Below are 17,931 nucleotides of genomic sequence, written 5' to 3'. Positions count from 1 at the left end.
CGCCGCGCGCCTTACACGCCGTAGCGCTTGTTCCCGCCCGACGTGATGCAATAGCGCCCGCCGCGCGGACCGGTGCAGACCATTCCGCTGCCGCAAGGGCAATAGCCGCCCGAAGCGCCGCCGCCCGACCGGCGCTTTTTCTTCCTCGCCGCCTTTTTCGGCACGGAAGAGGCAAGCGATACAGGCTTCGTCGCCCCTATATGCCTGCTCGCAACCCAGAGCGTCGTCGCCCCCTGCGCCACCTTCATCCACTCGCCCGACCGTTCCACCACCTGAAGCGAGGTGCCCTCCGGCAGCTTTTCCACGACAGGCGCATCCGCCGACGGGCCGGACCGCCCGTTGAGGCTGGAAGGCTGCACATAGACCGTCTCGCCGGCATTGGCGGGCACATCGGCCTCCTCCCCGATGGTGGAAAGCGAGCCCTGCGATTCCGCGCCGGCAACTGGCGCCGCGCCATTGCCCGCCGTCAGCGCCTGCGGGTCGGACGAACCGTCCCCGCCGCCCAGGCATTGCCCCAGCATCGCCACCAATCCGGCGATGAGCAAAAGGCCAAAACAGCCATTGTTCCCGCCGCCGCCCCGTGCCATTGTCTCGCATCCCTCCCCCAAAGACAGGCCGGAGGCGATCCTCTGCTCAGGAAAGCCATCCGGCAGGAAAGGCGATAATCCGGGCGGAAACCATCAAGGCAGTCCGTTTCGATCCGAAACCGGCGCTACCGGCGGAATATCTGGTCCATTTCCGATCATCCGTCACGCACCCCGGCGCTTCTCCGCCCGGCAGGGAACGCAACGGCTCGCCGCTTCGTTATCCCTCCCACTGATCCGTAGAGGAGAGACATCATGCCCCACCGGCCCGCAAGAGCCTGCGTCCTGACCGGTCTTTGCGCCTTCGTCGCACTGCCGCTCGCCGCATGCAGCGATTATGGCTATGGCGACCGCCCCGGCTATGCGAGCGACCGCTCCCATCGCTACGACAATGACGGCAGCTATTATCTCGGCGAGCGCGACCGCATCTATCGCGACCGCGACGGCCGCTATTATTGCAAGAAGCCCGACGGCACGACCGGCCTGATCGTCGGCGGGCTCGCGGGCGGGGTGCTCGGCAACGTCATCGCGCCGGGGGGCAGCAAGACGCTGGGCACCATCCTGGGCGCGGGGGCGGGCGCGATCGCCGGACAGGCGATCGACCGCAACAATGTCCGCTGCAAATAATATCCAGACTTGAGCACCGGAAGAGGCGGGCGATCAGCCCGTCACTTCTGGCATTTCGCGCAATAGAAGGTCGACCGCCCGCCATCGACGCGGCGCAGCACCGGCGCGCCGCAGCCGCAAGCTTCCCCCTCGCGCCCATAGACGCGCCATTGCTTCGAGAAATAGCCCAGCTCGCCATCGGGCCGCGCATAATCGCGCAGGGTGGAGCCGCCCGCCTCGATCGCGCTCGCCAGCACCGCCTTGATCGCCGCGACGAGCCGGTCGAGCTTCGGCGCGGAGAGCGTCCCCGCCTTCACCCACGGCGCGATGCCCGCCATGTGCAGCGCCTCGCACACATAGATGTTGCCCAGCCCGGCGACGACATGCTGGTCGAGCAGCGCCGCCTTGATCGCGGTGCCCTTCCCCGCCAGCGCCGCTTTCAGCGCCCGCCCGGTGAAGTCCTCGCCCAGCGGCTCCGGCCCCATTTTCGCGAACGGAGGATAGGCGGCGATGGCATCCGTCCGCACCAGCTCGACGAAGCCGAAGCGGCGCGGATCGCACAGCGACAGCCGCCGCCCTTCGTCCGTTTCCAGCAGCAGATGGTCGTGCCGCCCCGTCTCTTCCGGGTCCACCCGCCAGCGCCCCGACATGCCGAGGTGGAAGATCATCGAATCCCCCCGGTCCGTCTCCACCAACCCATATTTGGCGCGGCGGCCCAGCCGCTCCACCCGCGCGCCGGTCATCCGCTGGCGCAGGTCGGGCGGGAAAGGCAGGCGCAGATCGGCGCGGCGAGGCTCCACCAGCGTCAGCACGCGGCCCTCAAGCACGGATCGCAAACCGGCGACGGTCGTTTCAACTTCGGGTAATTCAGGCATGGCACCTGCTTACCCGCTTCCCGCCCGCGCGAACAGGCGCATTTTTTGACCGCGTTTTCCGAGTCGTCAGATGTTCCATCTGACTTGAAAACGCTCTAGAGGCGTAGTCCATGAACGAAACTGTGTCCTTCGGCTATCGCGATGTCGATGCCAGCGAAAAGACCGGCATGGTCCGGTCCGTCTTTTCCGGCGTGGCCGCGAAATACGACCTGATGAACGACGCTATGTCGGGCGGCCTGCATCGGCTGTGGAAGGATCATTTCGTCCGCCGCGTGAACCCCCGCAAGGACGAGGCGATCCTCGACATGGCGGGCGGCACCGGCGACATCGCCTTCCGCCTGCACAGGGCCGGCGCGCAGGTGACGGTCGCCGACATCAATCCGGAAATGCTCGCCGTGGGGCAGGAACGCGCGAAGAAGCGCGGGATAGACGACCTTCTCTGGTCGGAACAGAATGCCGAGCAGTTGAGCTTCTCCGACCGCAGCTTCGACGCCTACACCATCGCCTTCGGCATCCGCAACGTGACCTTCATCGACAAGGCGCTGAAGGAAGCGCACCGCGTGCTGAAGTTCGGCGGGCGCTTCTTCTGCCTCGAATTCTCGACCACCACCTGGCCGGGTTTTTCGGAGATGTACGACGCCTATTCGCATCATCTGGTGCCGAAGCTGGGCAAGCTGCTCGCCAATGACGAGGACAGCTACCGCTATCTGGTCGAATCGATCCGCCGCTTTCCCTCGATGCCGGAATTCGAGCGGATGATTAAGGACGCCGGTTTCGTGCAGACGAAGGTGGAGCCGATATTGGGCGGGCTGGTCGCGATCCACAGCGGCTGGAAGATCTGACGACCGGCACCATGGCATCGCACGCGACGCATCTCTGGCGGCTGCTCAAATGGGGCCGCACCCTCGCCCGGCATGGCGCGCTGATGGGGATAGAGCGGGATCCGCTCACCCCGCCGCCGGTGCGCCGCCTCGTGCGCCTCGCCCGCTTCGGCGCGCGTATCCCGGCGCAGCCCCGCTATGCCGAGGCGTTTCAGGCGATCGGCCCGGCCGCGATCAAGCTGGGCCAGACGCTCGCCACCCGCCCCGATCTGGTGGGCGAGGAAGCCGCGCACGACCTGCTCCGCCTTCAGGATGCGCTGCCGCCCGTGCCCTTCCCGGCGATCCGCGCGCAGATACAGAGCGCGCTCGGCCGGCCGATAGAGGCGCTGTTCGCCCGCTTCGACGAGGAGCCGGTGGGCGCCGCCTCGATCGCGCAGGTGCATCGCGCAGTCACCACCGACGGGCGCGACGTCGCGGTGAAGGTGCAGCGCCCCGGCGTCGCCGACCAGTTCGCCCGCGACATCCAGACCTATGAATGGGCCGCCGCCCATCTCGAAAAGCTGGGCGGGGAGGTGGCGCGCCAGCGCCCGCGCCTCGTCATCGCCAATTTCAAGCGCTGGACCGTGCGGGAACTGGACCTGCGGCGCGAGGCCGCGTCCTCGTCCGAACTGGCCGAGGCGATGGCGGCGGAGCCGGGCTATACCGTGCCCGCCATCGACTGGGACCGCACCTCAGGCCGGGTGATGACGATGGAGTGGGTCGACGGCGTCAAGATATCGGACCGCGACGCGATCATCGCCGCCGGGCACGACCCGCGCGTGCTGGCCGAGCGGCTGGTCAACACCTTCCTGCATCAGGCGATCGCGGAGGGCTTCTTCCATGCCGACATGCATCAGGGCAATCTGTTCGTGACGCCGGACGGACGAATCGCCGCGCTCGATTTCGGCATCATGGGCCGGATCGACCGCCGCGCGCGGCTGTGGCTCGCGGAAATTCTCTACGGCCTCATCACCGGCAATTACCGCCGCGTCGCGGAGATTCATTTCGAGGCGCAATATGTGCCCGCCCATCACAATGTCGCGGAATTCGCGACCGCCCTGCGCGCGGTGGGTGAACCGATGCGCGGCAAGCCGGTGCGGGAGCTGTCGGTCGGCCAGATGCTCGACGGGCTGTTCGCGATCACCCGCGATTTCGACATGCAAACGCAGCCGCACCTGCTGCTGCTGCAAAAGACGATGGTGATGGTGGAGGGCGTCGCGACGATGCTCGACCCGGACATCAACCTGTGGGAAACCAGCGCGCCCTATGTGAAGGGCTGGCTGCGCGACGAGCTGGGGCCGGAGGCGAAGGTCGCCGACGCGCTGATCGAGAACTGGCGCACGCTGCAACGCCTGCCCGACCTGATCCGCCGCATCGAGGATCGTTACCCCGCGCCCGGCGGCGCGCCTGCCCCGCCGCCGCTTCCCGAGGTGAAGCTGATGGAATGGAAGGGCGGCTGGGTGCTGCGCTATGGCGCGGTCGCCATCGTGGCGGCGGCGGCTGGCGCGGCGGCAATGCAGCTGCTAGGCTGAACGGCCATAAGGAATCCCGATGGAAAAGCGCATCCTTCTGACCGTATCGGGCGGGATCGCCGCCTATAAGTCGCTGGAGCTGGTCCGCCTGCTGCGCAAGGACGGTTTCGCCGTGCGCGCGGTGATGACCAAGGGCGCGGAGCAGTTCGTCACCCCGCTGTCGCTCGGCGCGCTGACCGAGGATCATGTCTATCGCGACCTGTTCGACCTGAAGGACGAGCAGGAAATCGGCCATATCCAGCTGTCGCGGCAGGCCGATCTGGTCGTCGTCTGCCCGGCCAGCGCCGATATCCTCGCGAAGATGGCCGCGGGGATCGCCGACGACCTCGCCACCACCCTGCTGCTCGCCACCGACAAGCCGGTGCTGGCCGTGCCCGCGATGAACGTGCGCATGTGGAACCACGCCGCCACCCGCCGCAACCTCGCTCAGCTGGAGGAGGACGGCGTCCACATCATGCAGCCCGACGAGGGCGAGATGGCCTGCGGCGAATATGGGCCGGGCCGCCTGCCGGAACCGGTGGCGATCCTGGGCGAGATCCGCCGCCTGCTCTCCCCCGGCCGGCGCGCGCAGGCCGTGGGCCTGCCCCCGCTGCTGGAGGAGCATCAGCGCCCGCTTTCCGGCCGTCATGTGCTCGTCACCGCCGGGCCGACGCATGAGCCGATCGACCCGGTGCGCTACATCGCCAACCGCTCGTCGGGCAAGCAGGGCTTCGCCATCGCCGCCGCCGCCGCGCGGGCGGGCGCCCGCGTCACGCTGGTCGCCGGGCCGGTCGACCTGCCGACGCCCGAAGGCGTCACCCGCGTGGACGTCACCACCGCGCGGGAGATGCTCGCCGCCGTGGAAGGCGCGCTGCCCGCCGATTGCGCGGTGATGGTCGCCGCCGTCGCCGACTGGCGCGTGGCGCAGGAGGCCGGGCAGAAGCTCAAGAAGGACGGCTCCGCCGCCCCCGCCCCGCTGGAACTGGCGGAAAACCCGGACATATTGGCGACGCTGGCGATCAGCGGCCAGCGGCCCCGATTGCTGATCGGCTTCGCCGCCGAAACGGAGAATGTCATCGCCCATGCGCAGGCGAAGCTGGCGCGCAAGAATTGCGACATGATCGTCGCCAACGACGTGTCCGGCGGGCCGGGGGAAAGCGTGATGGGCGGATCGCGCAACCGCGTGCACCTCGTCACCGTGGAGGCGGTCGAAAGCTGGGACGATCTTCCCAAGGAAGAGGTCGCGGCCCGTCTGGTCGACCGCATCGCCTCTCGTCTCGATTCGGTTCGCCCCTGAAAGAGCGAGCCGGATTCCGCGCTGGCGGAGGTTTCCATCTGCGCTGAAAACCCTCTATCAGGGCAGGCATGAGCAACCCTGTAGAGATTCGCCTCAAGCGCCTGCCCCATGGGCATGGCCTGCCCGTTCCCGCCTATGCCACCGCCGGGGCCGCCGGCATGGATGTCGTCGCCGCCGAGGATGTGGACCTGCCGCCGCGCGGCCGTCATGCGGTCGCGACCGGCTTCGCGCTCGCCATTCCCGAAGGCTTCGAGGTGCAGGTCCGCCCGCGCTCCGGCCTCGCGCTGAAGCATGGCATCTCGCTGCCCAACACGCCGGGCACCATCGACAGCGACTATCGCGGCGAGCTGAAGATCATCATGGTCAATCTGGGCGAGGAAGGCTTCGCCATCCGGCGCGGCGACCGGATCGCGCAGCTGGTGGTCGCCCCGGTGCAGCTCGCAAGCTTCGCGGAGGTCGAGGAGCTGGACGACACCGCGCGCGGCGCGGGCGGCTTCGGCTCGACAGGCGTGAAAAGCGCATGAGCATCGCGGCGCTGGGCGACGACCAGCTCGACCGTTATGCCCGCCATATCATCCTCAAGGAGATTGGCGGCGAGGGGCAGAAGCGCCTGCTCAATGCGCATGTGACGCTGATCGGCGCGGGCGGCATCGGCAGCCCGGCGATCCAGTATCTCGCGGGCGCGGGCGTCGGCACGCTGCGCGTGATCGACGACGACCGGGTGGACCTCTCCAACCTGCAACGCCAGACGCTGTTCGACACCGCCGATATCGGCGCGCCCAAGGCCGAGGCGGCGATGCGCGCCGTCGCCCGGCTCAACCCGGACGTGAAGGTCGTGCCGATCCTCCAGCGGCTCGACGCAAGCAATGCGGAGGCGCTGTTGCACGACAGCGACGTGATCCTCGACGGCTGCGACAATTTCGCGACGCGCCTTGCCGTCAGCGACATGGCGACCCGGCTGCGCATCCCGCTGGTGTCGGCGGCGGTGGGGCAGTTCGAGGGCCAGCTTTCGGTCTTTCGCGGCTGGGAAGCGGGCCAGCCCTGCTATCGCTGCTTCGTCGGCAACGACCCCGCCCGCGCCGACGCCAGCTGCGCCGACCAGGGCGTGCTCGGCGCGCTGACCGGCGTGATGGGCAGCCTCGCCGCGCTGGAGGCGATCCGCGCGCTCGTTCCCTTCGGCGAGGACAGCGCGGGCAAGCTGCTGATCGCGGACCTGCTGTCGCTGCGCTTTCGCACCCTGCGCCTGCCGCCAGACCCCGCCTGCCCGGCCTGTGCCGTCGAATCGTGCCCGGCGGCCTGAACATCCTACTCCTCGGCGAGGATGCGGAGCGGCTGCGCGCCGCGCTGATGCTCGCTATGGCCCAGCGGGCGCTGGAGGGCGATGCGCGGATCTTCCTGCAAATGGAGGCCGTGCGCCTGCTCGCCCCGCCCGTCGCCGCGCCGCGCGATGCGGAGCATCTGCGCGCCGGCTTCCCGCCGCTGGCGACGCTGCTCGACGAGGCGCTGGGCGACGGCGTGGCCGTCATCGCCTGCCAGAGCGGCCTTGCGCTCTGCGCGATGGAGGCCACCGATCTCGACCCACGGATCGAGACGGGCGGCCTCCTGTCGTTCATGGCAGCGATCGACCCCGCCGACCGCCTGCTGAGCGTTTAGAATTGGGTGATCATGGCGTTCGGGACCACGGCACCCGCCGAATGCCAAGGAACGGCCAATCCTCGCCTTCCCCATCGCGTCATGCCAGCGAAGGCTGGCATCTGCTGAGGCGGCGCGCCACATCGCTTACGACCCCAGCCTTCGCTGGGGTGACGGTAAAGGCGAACGGCCGATTCCCACCCCCGAAGCCGCCCTTCCACGACCAGTCAGCTACAGCGCGATCTCATGCACCCAGCCCGCCGGGCCGGGCTGCTGGTTGCGCTGGATCGCGACCAGTTCGTCGCGCAGCGCCGCCGTCACCGGGCCGGTCTGGCTGCCGCCGATGGTGAAATCGCCCTTGGTCGAGCGGATCTCGCCCACCGCGACGATCACCGCCGCCGTGCCGCAGGCGAACGCCTCGCGCAGCCTGCCGCTCTGCGCGTCGGCGCGCCAGTCGTCGATCGAATAGGGCCGTTCCTCGACCGCGCGGCCTTGCGCCCGCGCCAGCTCGATGATCGAGTCGCGGGTGATGCCGGGCAAGATCGTGCCGCCCAGCGGCGGGGTGATCATCGACCCGTCGTCGAACACGAAGAACAGGTTCATGCCGCCCAGTTCCTCGACCCAGCGGTTTTCCTTGGTGTCGAGGAACACCACCTGATCGCAGCCATGCTCGATCGCCTCCGCCTGCGCGAGCAGGCTCGCCGCGTAGTTGCCGCCGCATTTGGCCGCGCCCGTGCCGCCCGGCCCGGCACGCGAATACTCATCCGACACCCAGACCGACACCGGCTTCGCGCCGCCCTTGAAATAGGCGCCCACCGGGCAGGCGATCACGCAGAAGATGAACTCGGCGGCGGGCTTCACGCCCAGGAACACCTCGTTGGCGAACATGAACGGGCGCAGATAGAGACTGCCGTCGCCGCCCGGCACCCATTTGCGGTCGATCTTCACCAGTTCCTCGCAGGCCTGGATGAACAGCTCCTCCGGCATTTCCGGCATCGCCATGCGATGCGCGGACTGGTTGAAGCGGCGGGCGTTGCGTTCCGGGCGGAACAGGGTGATGCCGTCCTCGCCCGCGCGATAGGCCTTCAGCCCCTCGAAAATCTCCTGCGCATAATGCAATACCGCGGCGGCCGGATCGAGCTGGAACGGCTGGCGCGCGCCTACGCGGGCGTCATGCCATCCCTTTTCGGCGGTCCAGCGGATCGTCACCATATGGTCGGTGAAGACCCGGCCGAACGCCGGATTGGCCATCGCCTCTTCCCGCGCCTTGTCGTCCAGCGCGGCGGGATTTGCTGTTATTTCGAACTGCATTGCGCACCTTCATTGTTCTGCGGGCCGGTCCATAGCCCCATGATCCGGCAGGTGGAAGGCTATGGAACGGCTCGCGCCGATTTTCAAGCAAAATAGGTTAAATATGCTGACCTATATTTCGGCCCGTTTTTACGCGCCCGCATCCCGAAAGGGCAAGCCCGGTCCTCGCCTCCCGCCGCGCTTACCGCTATAGTCGCCGCGCAATGCAGAGGGAGAGAGGCCGATGAGCTGGACCGACAACCGCAATATCGTGACGCTGGCAAGCGCCGGGCTGCTGACCGTGGGCATGATCATCGGCGGCTATCTACTCGGCGACGGACTGACGCGGGCGCGGGCGGCGGACCGGTCCGTCACCGTGCGCGGGCTGGCCGAGCGCGACGTGATGGCGGACCTTGCGACATGGACCATCGCCTATAACGCCACCGGCACCGATATCACCGCCGTGCGCGCCGATATCGACGCCAGCACCAAAACGCTGACCGACTATTTCCGCGCGCTCGGCTTCAAGGCTGAGGAGCTGAAGCCGATCGGCGCGGGGGTGAACCAGTATCTCAACAACGGCATCCCCAACATCACCATCACCCAGAAGATGCAGCTGCGCACCACCGACATCGCCCGCGCCCAGCGCGCGGTCGCGCAGCAGTTCGACCTCGTGCGGCGCGGCGTCACGTTGCAGGAAGGGTCGGCGATGACCTACAGCTTCACCAAATTGAACGACATCAAGCCCGCTATGGTGGCCGAGGCGACCAAGGATGCGCGCAAGGCGGCGGAGCAGTTCGCGCAGGACAGCGGCATCGGCGTCGGCAGCATCAAGAGCGCGACGCAGGGCTATTTCTCGATCGAGCCGCGCGACGGAGAACCGTCCGGCGGCGGCTATGGCGCGAGCGACACGCCCTACAAGAAGGTGCGCGTCGTCACCACGGTGGATTTCTACCTGAAATAGGCGGTCAGCGCTTCGCCGGGGCGGTGGCGCCGTCCGCCTCCAGCTGCGCGAGCGACTCGCGCGCGGCCTTCGCCTGGACGCTCTCCGGCGCGAGCGTCAGCACCCGCTGCCACGCGGCCTTTGCGCCCGTCTCGTCGCCGGAAAGGATGGCGATATTCCCTTCCTCCAGCGCGACCGAGGCGTCATCCGGCGACCGTTTGCGCGCCTCGGCGATATCCGCCCGCGCGCGCGTCAGGTCGTTCCCCCGCCGCGCCAGCGTCGCGGACAGCAGCCAGCCGAGCGGATCGTCGGGCGCCTGTTTGAGCGCGAGGTCGATGTCCGTGCGCGCGCCTGCTATATCGCCCATGGCCACCAAAGTGCGCGCCCGGTCGAGATGGATTTCCCCCTTGGCCAGCCCGTCCGGCAGGCCATGGCCGAGCGCCGCGTCGAAATAGCCGCGCGCCCTTTCCGCCTGCCCGCCCGCCAGCGCCGCATTGCCCGCCTGCGCGAAGAGGCGCGCCGAATCGACCGGCGATCCCGCCCGCTGCGCCTCGTCGGCGGCGGCTTCGAACGCGGCGGCGGCGGCATCCCAATGCTCGGCCTGCGCCTCGGCGAAGCCCCGGCATTGCGCGGCCGGGAAACTCCCGCCCTCCAGCGCCCAGCCCTGCGCGAAACGCACGCCCGCCGCCGGATCCTCCGCCGCCCTGTCGAGGCATTGCTGGAATTTCGCGGCCATTTCGGGCGACAGCGCCCTGCCGCGCTGCTCCGGCTGCGGCCGCGCGGCGGTCTCGGCGGCGGCGGCGGAGCGCTCGTCGGCGCGGCGCTGCTCGGCCTGCCGGCGGCTGCGGTTCATCACCGCCTCGGTTTCGGGCGTATAGGCGCCCGCCTGCATCAGCAGCAGCGAAATCAGGATCATGCGTTCTCCAGCAATCCGTCGACCAGGCGCAGCAGCAGCGCGATGTCGCCGTCCCGCGACAGGCGGTGGTCGCCATTCTTGACCAGCAGCGTCTGTATGTCGGCTGAACGCAGGCAGGCGGCGGCGCGGATGGCGATCTGCCACGGTACGACCTCGTCCTGCTGCCCATGGAGCAGCCGCACCGGACAATCGAGCGCGATTTCGCCTGCGAGAAGCTGGTTCGCCTGCCCCGATTCCCAGAAGCCCAGCGTCGTCACATAGGGGTCGCCATAGTCGGACGGCTCGACGATCCTCCCCTCCTCGCGCAATTGCTTCTTCTGCTCCTCGGTGAAGCCCCAGGAGGTGAAATCGGGCGCGGCGGCGATGCCGATCAGCCCGGCCACCCGCTCCGCCCGCGCCAGCGCGACCAGCAGCGCGAGCCAGCCGCCCATCGAGGAGCCGATCGGGACGATCTGCCCCTGCGGCCAGAAATGATCGACCAGCGCCAGCACGTCGTCGCGCCAGATGGCCAGCGTCCCGTCCTCGAACCGCCCCTCGCTCGCCCCGCAGCCCGAATAGTCGAGCAGCAGGCAGGCCCGGCCCGTTTCCCGCGCATGGGCGAACACCGCCTGCGCCTTTCCGCCTTCCATGTCGGACATATAGCCGGGCAGGAACAGGAGCAGCGGCCCTTCCCCCGCGACGAAGCGGCAGGCGAGTCGCACGCCGTCGGCGCGGGGAACGAAGGAAATGGCGGCGGCATCGGCGGCGATCTGGTTCATGCCCGCCTTATGGGCCGGACCGCGCCTTTCTGGCAAGCCGCCGGGATGCTTCCCCGATGCGCAGCGCCAGCCTCCCCTCCTCGCCCGCTTGGTGCGCGAACGCGATAAATTGCTCAGGCAAGGGGCCATCCCTCTTCCCGTTGCCGTCATCTGATGGCATAGGCCAAAGGGTCATGAGCAAAGAAGAAACCTCGCAAAACACCGACTCCGGCGCTCCCGCAACGGCAACACCGGAATCGAAAACGGGTGACGCCACCCGCTCCGTCGGCGGCAAGGCGCTGGTCGGCGCCGCGGTGGGCATCGGTTCGGCGGCCATCGTCGCCGCGCTGCTTTACGCCCGCAAGCGGTCCTGACCTCTCCGCCATCGATGGGCATGGCCCCGGCCTGACGGGGTCGCCCCATAAGCGCGCCCATCCCTCCACGCCCGCGTGGAGCCTTGCGGCCGCGCCGGGTTTTTATTGACAGCGCCCGCCCTCCCTTTAAGGACCGGGCGGTGCGATTATCGCAATTTCAACCCTTTTCCACGAAGAAGCCTGCCATGTCCGCGATGCTGAAGATCACTCTGCCCGATGGTTCCGTGCGCGAAGTCGCGCCCGGCACTACGCCGGCGGATATCGCGGCGGCGATCGGCCCCGGCCTCGCCAAGGCGGCGATCGCCGCGCGGGTCGACGGCGAACTGCGCGACATCATGCGCCCGCTGGAGCAGGACGCGCACCTCGCGCTCGTCACCGCGAAGGACGAGGCCGACGCGCTGGAACTCGCCCGCCACGACTTCGCCCATGTGCTGGCCGAGGCGGTGCAGGCGCTCTATCCCGGCACGCAGATCACCTTCGGTCCGGCGACCGAGGACGGTTTCTACTACGACTTCGCGCCGAGCGCCGCGCACGGCCCCTTCACCGAAGAGGATCTTCCCGCCATCGAGGAGAAGATGCGCGAGATCATCCGCGCCGACAAGCCGCTGCGGCGCGAGGTGTGGAACCGCGACGACCTGATCGCGCGCTGGCAGGCGGAAGGCGAGACGTTCAAGGCGCAATGGGCCGCCGAACTGCCGCAGGGCGAGGACATCAGCGTCTACTGGTCCGGTGGCGACTGGCTCGACATGTGCCGGGGGCCGCATCTGGCCTCCACCGGCAAGCTCGACCCGCAGGCGTTCAAGCTGATGCGCGTGTCCGGCGCCTATTGGCGCGGCGACCAGAAGAACGCGATGCTCTCCCGCATCTACGGCACCGGCTGGCTCAATAGGAAGCAACTCGACGCCCACCTCCACCGGCTGGAGGAGGCGGCCAAGCGCGACCATCGCAAGCTGGGCGCGGAGATGGACCTGTTCCACCTCCAGCAGGAAGCGCATGGCAGCGTGTTCTGGCACCCCAAGGGCTATATCATCTGGCGCGAGCTGGAAGCCTATATGCGCCGCGCGATCGACGGCGCGGGCTATCGCGAGGTCAAGACGCCGCAGGTGATGGACTCGCGCCAGTGGGAGCAATCCGGTCACTGGGGCAAATATCGCGAGAATATGTTCGTCATCCCCGACGAGGTGCCCAATGTCGAGGATGAAGGTCCGATCATTTCCGGCGATGCGGAATGGATGGCGCTGAAGCCGATGAACTGCCCGGCGCATGTCCTCATCTTCAAGCAGGGCATCAAGAGCTATCGCGACCTGCCGCTGCGCCTCTACGAAAATGGCTGCTGCCACCGCAACGAGCCGCATGGCGCGCTGCACGGGCTGATGCGCGTGCGCCAGTTCACGCAGGACGACGCCCATATCTTCTGCCGCGAGGACCAGATCGTCGAGGAAGTCCGCGCCTTCTGCGCGCTGGCCGACCGCGTGTACAAGGATCTGGGCTTCGCCGATTATGCGATCAAGCTGGCGCTGCGCCCGGACAACCGCTTCGGCACCGAGGAAATGTGGGACCAGGCCGAGGCCGAACTGCGCGACGCGGTGCGGATCGCCAGGGAGCATGGCGAGGTGCAGGGCGAGCTGGCGGAACTGCCCGGCGAGGGCGCCTTCTACGCGCCGAAGCTGGAATGGCACCTGACCGACGCCATCGGCCGCACCTGGCAGGTCGGCACGATCCAGTCCGACCGCGTGCTGCCTGACCGGCTCGACGCCAGCTATGTCGGCGAGGACGGCGAGCGGCACCGGCCGATCATGCTCCATCGCGCGATCTTCGGCAGCTATGAACGCTTCATCGGCATGCTGATCGAGCATCATGCGGGCCGGCTGCCGATGTGGCTCGCGCCCGTGCAGGCGGTGGTCGCGACCATCGTTTCGGATGCGGAGGATTATGGCCGCATCGTGCTCGACCGGCTGAAGACGGCGGGCATCCGCGCCGAAACCGACTTCCGCAACGAGAAGATCAACTACAAGGTGCGCGAGCACAGCCTGGCCAAGGTCCCCAACCTGCTGGTGATCGGCAAGCGCGAGGCGGAGGAAGGCAAGGTCGCGCTGCGCGTGCTGGGCGCGGACCAGCCGCAGCAGATCATGCCGCTTGACGAAGCGGTCGCGATGCTTGCAAAACAGGCGCTGGCACCCGATATGCGATGATGCACCATTGCAACAACGGGGCGCACATGCGAGAGGCGATGCCGATGCCCCCTTTTCGTGTGCCCTGAAAAACGGTACACACGCCCCGGAACAGTCTGAGAGGAGAAACTGCTATACGTCCGCCGATGATGCGCCGTCCGATGGCGCCGATGCCGAAATCCGGCCCCCGTTACAATGAATTCATCACCGTGCCCAAGGTACGCGTGATCGACGAAAACGGCGAAAATCTGGGCATTCTCTATACCCGCGAGGCGATTGAGCAGGCTGCCGATGTCGGCCTCGATCTCGTCGAGGTTTCTCCTACCGCCGATCCGCCGGTGTGCAAGTTCCTCGATATCGGCAAGTATAAGTATGAGGCGCAGAAGAAGGCGAATCTCGCCCGCAAGACCCAAAGGACGCAGGAGATCAAGGAGATCAAGATGCGTCCGAACATCGACGATCACGACTATGACGTGAAGATGCGGTCGATCAACAAGTTCATCGGCGAAGGCGACAAGGTGAAGGTGACGCTGCGCTTTCGCGGCCGCGAACTGTCGCACCAGCAGCTCGGCATGCAATTGCTTCAGCGCGTCGCCGAGGAAATCGCCGAAATCGCGAAGGTCGAAGCCTATCCCCGCATGGAGGGCCGCCAGATGCTGATGGTGCTCGCGCCGAAGTAAAGCGTCTTGATACCGCCCATCCATCGAACCTGAATACGTTCGGGCCGAGCCTGTCGAAGCCCTGTCTTTCTTGAAAAGGGCAGCGCTTTCGCGGGCACGGGCGATTCCGGCTGGATACCATCGCTCCGGCCCAGCATCCCGCTCCATACGGGCGTTATCGCTGCCCCAGCCATCGACCGAGACGACCCCCAAAGGGCGGTTATATTTTTGCAAGCCGTTCGCGAGACGGTCGCTTTAGCCAATCACGGAGTTCGCCTTCATCGTCACCCTGAACTTGTTTCAGGGTCCATTTCACCGGATTGAGCGGAGCAGTGTGGCGCTTGATGGATGCTGAGCCGAAGACCAGCGCAGCTAAACAAGTTCAACATGACGGTTGGACTCTTGGAACCAACCGAACAAAATCAACCATTTATTCCCGTTATGCCAGCGCAGGCGGGCATCTCGGGAGGGGGTGTGCATCATGGCCTACGACCCCAGCCAGCGCTGGGGCGAAGGCAAAGGCGCAGACCCGCTCTCTGCCCCCAACCCGGTGCTCAAGCTCCGATCTGCAACGGACGTAACCGCCCTTAAAGCACGGCGGAGCGGCCGTCAGCCCCCGCCGCCCGCCGCCGGTTTCTCGGCGCGTCCCTTGAAGCCCTGTGCGATCACATACCATTCGCTGCTGCCCTTGCGGCTCGCCGGGGGCTTGGCATGTTTGACCGTGGCGAAGTTGCGCTTCAGCACGGCCAACAGATCCTGATCCGTACCGCCCGCGAACACCTTGGCAACGAAAGCCCCGTCCGGCTTCAGATGCTCGATCGCGAACCAGGCCGCCGCCTCGACCAGCCCCATGGTGCGCAGATGGTCGGTCTGCGCATGGCCCACCGTATTGGCCGCCATGTCCGACAGCACGAGGTCCGGCGCATCGCCCAGCGCCTCGGCCAACAGCGCATCGGCGGCCGGGTCGAGGAAATCCATCTCGAAAATGGCGACGCCCTCGATCGGGTCGACGGGCAGCAGGTCGATGCCGACGACCTTCGCCTGCGGCGCCTGCTTGCGCACCACCTGCGCCCACCCGCCCGGCGCGATGCCGAGATCGACCACCGCCCGCGCCCTCTTCAGCAGGCCGAATTTTTCGTCCAGCTCGATCAGCTTGAACGCGGCGCGGCTGCGCCAGCCTTCCGCCTTCGCCTTCTTCACATAGGGGTCGTTCAGCTGCCGTTGCAGCCAGCGCGTCGATTGCGCGCTGCGGTTGCGCGCGGTCTTGACCCGCACCTTGCCGCCGCCCGTCCCGCGCGTCACAGCCTTTGATCCATCAAACAGCGCAAAATACCCTCACGAATTCCGCGATCCGCGATCCCCAGCCGCGCGGCGGGCCAGATGTCGAGGATCCCTTCCAATATCGCGCACCCCGCGACCACCAGATCGGCCCGCTCCGCGCCGATGCTGGGCAGCGCGCGGCGTTGCTCCAGCGTCATGCCGGACAGGCGCCGGGCGATGCCGCGCATCGATTCGATCGGCACGATCAGTCCGTCGATCAACTGCCGGTTATAGCGCGGCAGGTCGAGGTGGATGCTCGCCAGCGTCGTCACCGTCCCCGATGTGCCGAGCAGCCGCGCCGCGCCACCCCCCACCGGCAGCCGCCCGGCAAAGGGCGCGAAGCTTTCCGCCACGCGGGCGCGCATATTGGCATAGGCGCGCAGCCGCACCTGCGGGTCGTCCGATTCCGCCGCCTCGCTTTCCGTCAGCGACACGACGCCGAGCGGCGCGCTCAGCCAGTCGATGATGCGCGGCGCCTCGCCCCGGCTGTCGACCAGCACCAGCTCGGTGGAGCCGCCGCCGATGTCGAAGATCAGCGCGGGTCCATCGCCCGGCTCCAGCAGCGCATGACACCCCAGCACCGCCAGCCGCGCCTCTTCCTGCGCGGAGATGATGTCGAGCGCGATGCCGGTTTCGCGATAGACCCGCTCGATGAACGCCTGCCCGTTGGTGGCCCGGCGGCACGCCTCGGTCGCGACCGATCGGGCCAGCGTGACCTGACGACGGCGCAGCTTGTCGGCACAGACTGAGAGCGCGCTGATCGCCCGGTCGATCGCCGCATCGCTGAGCGCCCCGGTCGCCGACAGCCCCTCGCCCAGCCGGACGATGCGCGAGAAGGCATCCACCACGACGAACCCGTCGGCGGAAGGCTTTGCGATCAGCAGGCGGCAATTATTGGTTCCAAGGTCGATGGCGGCGTAGCTTTTCCTGGCGGGCCAACGCGCCGCATGCAGGGCCAGCGCCCCGCCTGCTGATACGCCATTGTTCCGCCGCCGCGCGGGGTCGCGATCCCCCTGCGGCGCGGCGCGGCCTTGTTGCGCCATAAATCGTCACTCACTTATGCTCTCCGGTCCTTGCATGAGGCCGGTACTTGGCGCCCAAGCTATGACGTGTTGCCCGATTGCGCAAGTGCGGGATCGCCTTTCCCGACCGCGCCCCGCCCCTCCCCGCCGCTGCGGCGAGCGCAGGGAAAAACCGCGCCGGGGCGTGCAACAAACCCCCTTGACCCTGCATCGAACCTGGCCTATCTGCGGCCACCCATGCGGGCCATGCCCGCTTGCGATGCCCCGTCGTCTAAAGGTAAGACTACGGACTCTGACTCCGTCAATCGAGGTTCGAATCCTCGCGGGGCATCCAGAAATTTCCAGAAAATCAGATAGAGACCCGGTCAGCTAGTCGTAGTGGAAGCGGCATTGGGCGATTTCCAGCCGTTGCGCATCGCCCGCGCCTTCGACACGATAGACCGGCCGGTCAGCCTGATTGATCCGCCGCGACCACCAGTCCGTCGAGCATCCGGCACCGTCCATTCAGCATCGGTTCAGCGCCGATGGACGATCCGCGCCCTCGCCGCCCTTCCTCCCCTCCGGGCGGCGCTGAACCCTGGCCCCGCCGTCGAGCACCCGCTCCGGCGGGGCGCTTTTCCTCCGCCGCGGATTATTTGCCGACGAATACGCCGCGCGCGCGGTCCTTCGCCGCGCGGTCGGCGGGGAAGAGCGTGCCGCTCATCGCGATATAGACGCCCGGCGGGGCGACCTGCGCCGCCGCGAAGGCCATGCCGAGGTTGAAGGGCGCGTCCGTTTCGGCGAAGCGGGCGGGCGCCATCGCGCCGGTGAACACCACCGTCTTGCCCGCCGCCGCCTCGCCCAGCGCCAGCGCGCTTTGCGTCATCGTGTCGCTGCCATGGGTGATGACGATGCGACCGGCATCGCTTTCCGCCACCGCCGCCACGATCGCCGCGCGGTCGGCATCGTCGAGGTCGAGGCTGTCCTTGCGCATCAGCTCGCGCACCTCATAGGGGCAGGCGACGCGCGCGACCTCCAGCAGGCGCGGCGCCTGCGGGTCACCGGTCTTATAGTCGGACAGCGCGTCGAAATAGCTTTTGTCGATGGTGCCGCCGGTGGTCAGCACCAGGATTTTCGCGCCGCCATCGGCCATGG

Annotated in this window: 20 protein-coding genes and 1 tRNA gene; 12 read left to right on the top strand and 9 right to left on the bottom strand. The window is 67.6% G+C overall.

Annotation, left to right across the window (positions count from 1 at the left end; all coding sequences use genetic code 11):
• Window positions 1-11: 11 nt before the first annotated feature.
• Window positions 12-587, bottom strand: a complete 576-nt coding sequence (locus GGR43_RS05770) for an SH3 domain-containing protein (protein WP_188071004.1) — start codon at window positions 585-587, stop codon at window positions 12-14.
• Window positions 588-839: 252 nt separating this feature from the next.
• Here GGR43_RS05770 and GGR43_RS05765 point away from each other — a divergent pair, with 252 nt between their 5' ends.
• Window positions 840-1,211 (top strand): glycine zipper 2TM domain-containing protein, encoded by a 372-nt coding sequence (locus tag GGR43_RS05765; RefSeq protein ID WP_188071003.1) that lies wholly within the window; start codon window positions 840-842, stop codon window positions 1,209-1,211.
• Window positions 1,212-1,252: 41 nt separating this feature from the next.
• Here the strand turns inward: GGR43_RS05765 and mutM are convergent, their stop codons facing one another.
• Window positions 1,253-2,065, bottom strand: a complete 813-nt coding sequence (gene mutM, locus GGR43_RS05760; protein ID WP_188071002.1) for a bifunctional DNA-formamidopyrimidine glycosylase/DNA-(apurinic or apyrimidinic site) lyase — start codon at window positions 2,063-2,065, stop codon at window positions 1,253-1,255.
• 110 nt (window positions 2,066-2,175) lie between these two features.
• Between mutM and GGR43_RS05755 the strand changes: the two genes are divergently transcribed.
• The 6 genes from GGR43_RS05755 (at window position 2,176) to GGR43_RS05730 (ending at window position 7,386) form a co-directional block, all read left to right on the top strand.
• The gene (locus GGR43_RS05755; RefSeq protein WP_188071001.1) at window positions 2,176-2,907 is read left to right on the top strand and encodes a class I SAM-dependent methyltransferase; all 732 of its coding nucleotides are present in this window, start codon (window positions 2,176-2,178) and stop codon (window positions 2,905-2,907) included.
• An 11-nt stretch (window positions 2,908-2,918) separates the two neighbouring features.
• Complete coding sequence (gene ubiB, locus GGR43_RS05750; protein WP_188071000.1) at window positions 2,919-4,457, top strand: 2-polyprenylphenol 6-hydroxylase; 1,539 nt, start codon at window positions 2,919-2,921, stop codon at window positions 4,455-4,457.
• 19 nt (window positions 4,458-4,476) lie between these two features.
• Complete coding sequence (coaBC, locus tag GGR43_RS05745; protein ID WP_188070999.1) at window positions 4,477-5,733, top strand: bifunctional phosphopantothenoylcysteine decarboxylase/phosphopantothenate--cysteine ligase CoaBC; 1,257 nt, start codon at window positions 4,477-4,479, stop codon at window positions 5,731-5,733.
• A gap of 68 nt (window positions 5,734-5,801) precedes the next feature.
• Window positions 5,802-6,257: a dUTP diphosphatase gene (dut, locus tag GGR43_RS05740; RefSeq protein ID WP_188070998.1), complete on the top strand. Its 456-nt coding sequence runs from the start codon at window positions 5,802-5,804 to the stop codon at window positions 6,255-6,257.
• Complete coding sequence (locus GGR43_RS05735) at window positions 6,254-7,033, top strand: HesA/MoeB/ThiF family protein (protein ID WP_188070997.1); 780 nt, start codon at window positions 6,254-6,256, stop codon at window positions 7,031-7,033. The genes dut and GGR43_RS05735 overlap by 4 nt, the downstream gene beginning before the upstream one ends.
• Window positions 7,018-7,386 carry a DsrE family protein gene (locus tag GGR43_RS05730; protein WP_284278631.1) on the top strand — a complete coding sequence of 123 codons (369 nt, stop codon included), beginning with the start codon at window positions 7,018-7,020 and terminating at the stop codon, window positions 7,384-7,386. The genes GGR43_RS05735 and GGR43_RS05730 overlap by 16 nt, the downstream gene beginning before the upstream one ends.
• A 210-nt stretch (window positions 7,387-7,596) precedes the next feature.
• On the opposite strand, the gene GGR43_RS05725 is transcribed toward GGR43_RS05730, so the two are convergent.
• The gene (locus GGR43_RS05725) at window positions 7,597-8,676 is read right to left on the bottom strand and encodes a branched-chain amino acid aminotransferase (RefSeq protein WP_188070996.1); all 1,080 of its coding nucleotides are present in this window, start codon (window positions 8,674-8,676) and stop codon (window positions 7,597-7,599) included.
• A gap of 223 nt (window positions 8,677-8,899) precedes the next feature.
• Here GGR43_RS05725 and GGR43_RS05720 point away from each other — a divergent pair, with 223 nt between their 5' ends.
• Window positions 8,900-9,619: an SIMPL domain-containing protein gene (locus GGR43_RS05720; protein ID WP_188070995.1), complete on the top strand. Its 720-nt coding sequence runs from the start codon at window positions 8,900-8,902 to the stop codon at window positions 9,617-9,619.
• Between the two features lie 4 nt (window positions 9,620-9,623).
• Here GGR43_RS05720 and GGR43_RS05715 read toward each other — a convergent pair whose 3' ends face one another.
• Entirely contained in the window at window positions 9,624-10,514 is an 891-nt protein-coding gene (locus GGR43_RS05715; protein WP_188070994.1) for a tetratricopeptide repeat protein, read from the bottom strand.
• Complete coding sequence (locus GGR43_RS05710) at window positions 10,511-11,272, bottom strand: alpha/beta fold hydrolase (RefSeq protein ID WP_188070993.1); 762 nt, start codon at window positions 11,270-11,272, stop codon at window positions 10,511-10,513. Before GGR43_RS05710 ends, GGR43_RS05715 begins: the two co-directional genes overlap by 4 nt.
• 173 nt (window positions 11,273-11,445) lie before the next feature.
• On the opposite strand from GGR43_RS05710, the gene GGR43_RS05705 reads away from it, so the two are divergent.
• The 3 genes from GGR43_RS05705 (at window position 11,446) to infC (ending at window position 14,476) form a co-directional block, all read left to right on the top strand.
• Window positions 11,446-11,625 carry a hypothetical protein gene (locus tag GGR43_RS05705; RefSeq protein ID WP_188070992.1) on the top strand — a complete coding sequence of 60 codons (180 nt, stop codon included), beginning with the start codon at window positions 11,446-11,448 and terminating at the stop codon, window positions 11,623-11,625.
• A gap of 185 nt (window positions 11,626-11,810) precedes the next feature.
• Complete coding sequence (gene thrS, locus GGR43_RS05700; RefSeq protein WP_188070991.1) at window positions 11,811-13,817, top strand: threonine--tRNA ligase; 2,007 nt, start codon at window positions 11,811-11,813, stop codon at window positions 13,815-13,817.
• Window positions 13,818-13,942: 125 nt separating this feature from the next.
• On the top strand, window positions 13,943-14,476 hold the full coding sequence (gene infC / locus GGR43_RS05695; protein WP_188070990.1) for a translation initiation factor IF-3: 534 nt from the start codon (window positions 13,943-13,945) through the stop codon (window positions 14,474-14,476).
• Window positions 14,477-15,064: 588 nt separating this feature from the next.
• On the opposite strand, the gene GGR43_RS05690 is transcribed toward infC, so the two are convergent.
• Window positions 15,065-15,757: an RlmE family RNA methyltransferase gene (locus GGR43_RS05690; protein ID WP_284278510.1), complete on the bottom strand. Its 693-nt coding sequence runs from the start codon at window positions 15,755-15,757 to the stop codon at window positions 15,065-15,067.
• Window positions 15,754-16,818, bottom strand: coding sequence for a Ppx/GppA phosphatase family protein (locus GGR43_RS05685; RefSeq protein WP_188070989.1), 1,065 nt, complete (start codon window positions 16,816-16,818; stop codon window positions 15,754-15,756). Before GGR43_RS05685 ends, GGR43_RS05690 begins: the two co-directional genes overlap by 4 nt.
• A 239-nt stretch (window positions 16,819-17,057) precedes the next feature.
• Here GGR43_RS05685 and GGR43_RS05680 point away from each other — a divergent pair.
• Window positions 17,058-17,131, top strand: a tRNA-Gln gene (locus tag GGR43_RS05680).
• Between the two features lie 35 nt (window positions 17,132-17,166).
• Here GGR43_RS05680 and GGR43_RS05675 read toward each other — a convergent pair.
• Window positions 17,167-17,301 (bottom strand): type II toxin-antitoxin system YoeB family toxin, encoded by a 135-nt coding sequence (locus GGR43_RS05675; RefSeq protein WP_188070988.1) that lies wholly within the window; start codon window positions 17,299-17,301, stop codon window positions 17,167-17,169.
• 127 nt (window positions 17,302-17,428) lie between these two features.
• Entirely contained in the window at window positions 17,429-17,929 is a 501-nt protein-coding gene (locus GGR43_RS05670) for an asparaginase domain-containing protein (RefSeq protein ID WP_188070987.1), read from the bottom strand.
• Window positions 17,930-17,931: the final 2 nt, after the last annotated feature.

It is taken from the genome of Sphingobium jiangsuense (assembly GCF_014196495.1).
In the GTDB taxonomy this organism is placed as follows: Bacteria; Pseudomonadota; Alphaproteobacteria; order Sphingomonadales; family Sphingomonadaceae; genus Sphingobium; species Sphingobium jiangsuense.
This window is presented reverse-complemented; position numbering and strand designations above follow the sequence as displayed.

What these genes read in the sequence shown, in the direction of transcription:
- dut (WP_188070998.1), top strand. Translation starts at nt 5,802, where the DNA reads ATGAGCAACCCTGTAGAGATTCGCCTCAAGCGCCTGCCCCATGGGCAT.
- GGR43_RS05685 (WP_188070989.1), bottom strand. Translation starts at nt 16,818, where the DNA reads ATGGCGCAACAAGGCCGCGCCGCGCCGCAGGGGGATCGCGACCCCGCG.
- GGR43_RS05755 (WP_188071001.1), top strand. Translation starts at nt 2,176, where the DNA reads ATGAACGAAACTGTGTCCTTCGGCTATCGCGATGTCGATGCCAGCGAA.
- thrS (WP_188070991.1), top strand. Translation starts at nt 11,811, where the DNA reads ATGTCCGCGATGCTGAAGATCACTCTGCCCGATGGTTCCGTGCGCGAA.
- GGR43_RS05720 (WP_188070995.1), top strand. Translation starts at nt 8,900, where the DNA reads ATGAGCTGGACCGACAACCGCAATATCGTGACGCTGGCAAGCGCCGGG.
- GGR43_RS05735 (WP_188070997.1), top strand. Translation starts at nt 6,254, where the DNA reads ATGAGCATCGCGGCGCTGGGCGACGACCAGCTCGACCGTTATGCCCGC.
- GGR43_RS05725 (WP_188070996.1), bottom strand. Translation starts at nt 8,676, where the DNA reads ATGCAGTTCGAAATAACAGCAAATCCCGCCGCGCTGGACGACAAGGCG.
- infC (WP_188070990.1), top strand. Translation starts at nt 13,943, where the DNA reads ATGATGCGCCGTCCGATGGCGCCGATGCCGAAATCCGGCCCCCGTTAC.
- coaBC (WP_188070999.1), top strand. Translation starts at nt 4,477, where the DNA reads ATGGAAAAGCGCATCCTTCTGACCGTATCGGGCGGGATCGCCGCCTAT.
- GGR43_RS05710 (WP_188070993.1), bottom strand. Translation starts at nt 11,272, where the DNA reads ATGAACCAGATCGCCGCCGATGCCGCCGCCATTTCCTTCGTTCCCCGC.
- mutM (WP_188071002.1), bottom strand. Translation starts at nt 2,065, where the DNA reads ATGCCTGAATTACCCGAAGTTGAAACGACCGTCGCCGGTTTGCGATCC.
- GGR43_RS05765 (WP_188071003.1), top strand. Translation starts at nt 840, where the DNA reads ATGCCCCACCGGCCCGCAAGAGCCTGCGTCCTGACCGGTCTTTGCGCC.
- GGR43_RS05675 (WP_188070988.1), bottom strand. Translation starts at nt 17,301, where the DNA reads ATGGACGGTGCCGGATGCTCGACGGACTGGTGGTCGCGGCGGATCAAT.
- GGR43_RS05670 (WP_188070987.1), bottom strand. Translation starts at nt 17,929, where the DNA reads ATGGCCGATGGCGGCGCGAAAATCCTGGTGCTGACCACCGGCGGCACC.
- ubiB (WP_188071000.1), top strand. Translation starts at nt 2,919, where the DNA reads ATGGCATCGCACGCGACGCATCTCTGGCGGCTGCTCAAATGGGGCCGC.
- GGR43_RS05770 (WP_188071004.1), bottom strand. Translation starts at nt 587, where the DNA reads ATGGCACGGGGCGGCGGCGGGAACAATGGCTGTTTTGGCCTTTTGCTC.
- GGR43_RS05715 (WP_188070994.1), bottom strand. Translation starts at nt 10,514, where the DNA reads ATGATCCTGATTTCGCTGCTGCTGATGCAGGCGGGCGCCTATACGCCC.
- GGR43_RS05705 (WP_188070992.1), top strand. Translation starts at nt 11,446, where the DNA reads ATGAGCAAAGAAGAAACCTCGCAAAACACCGACTCCGGCGCTCCCGCA.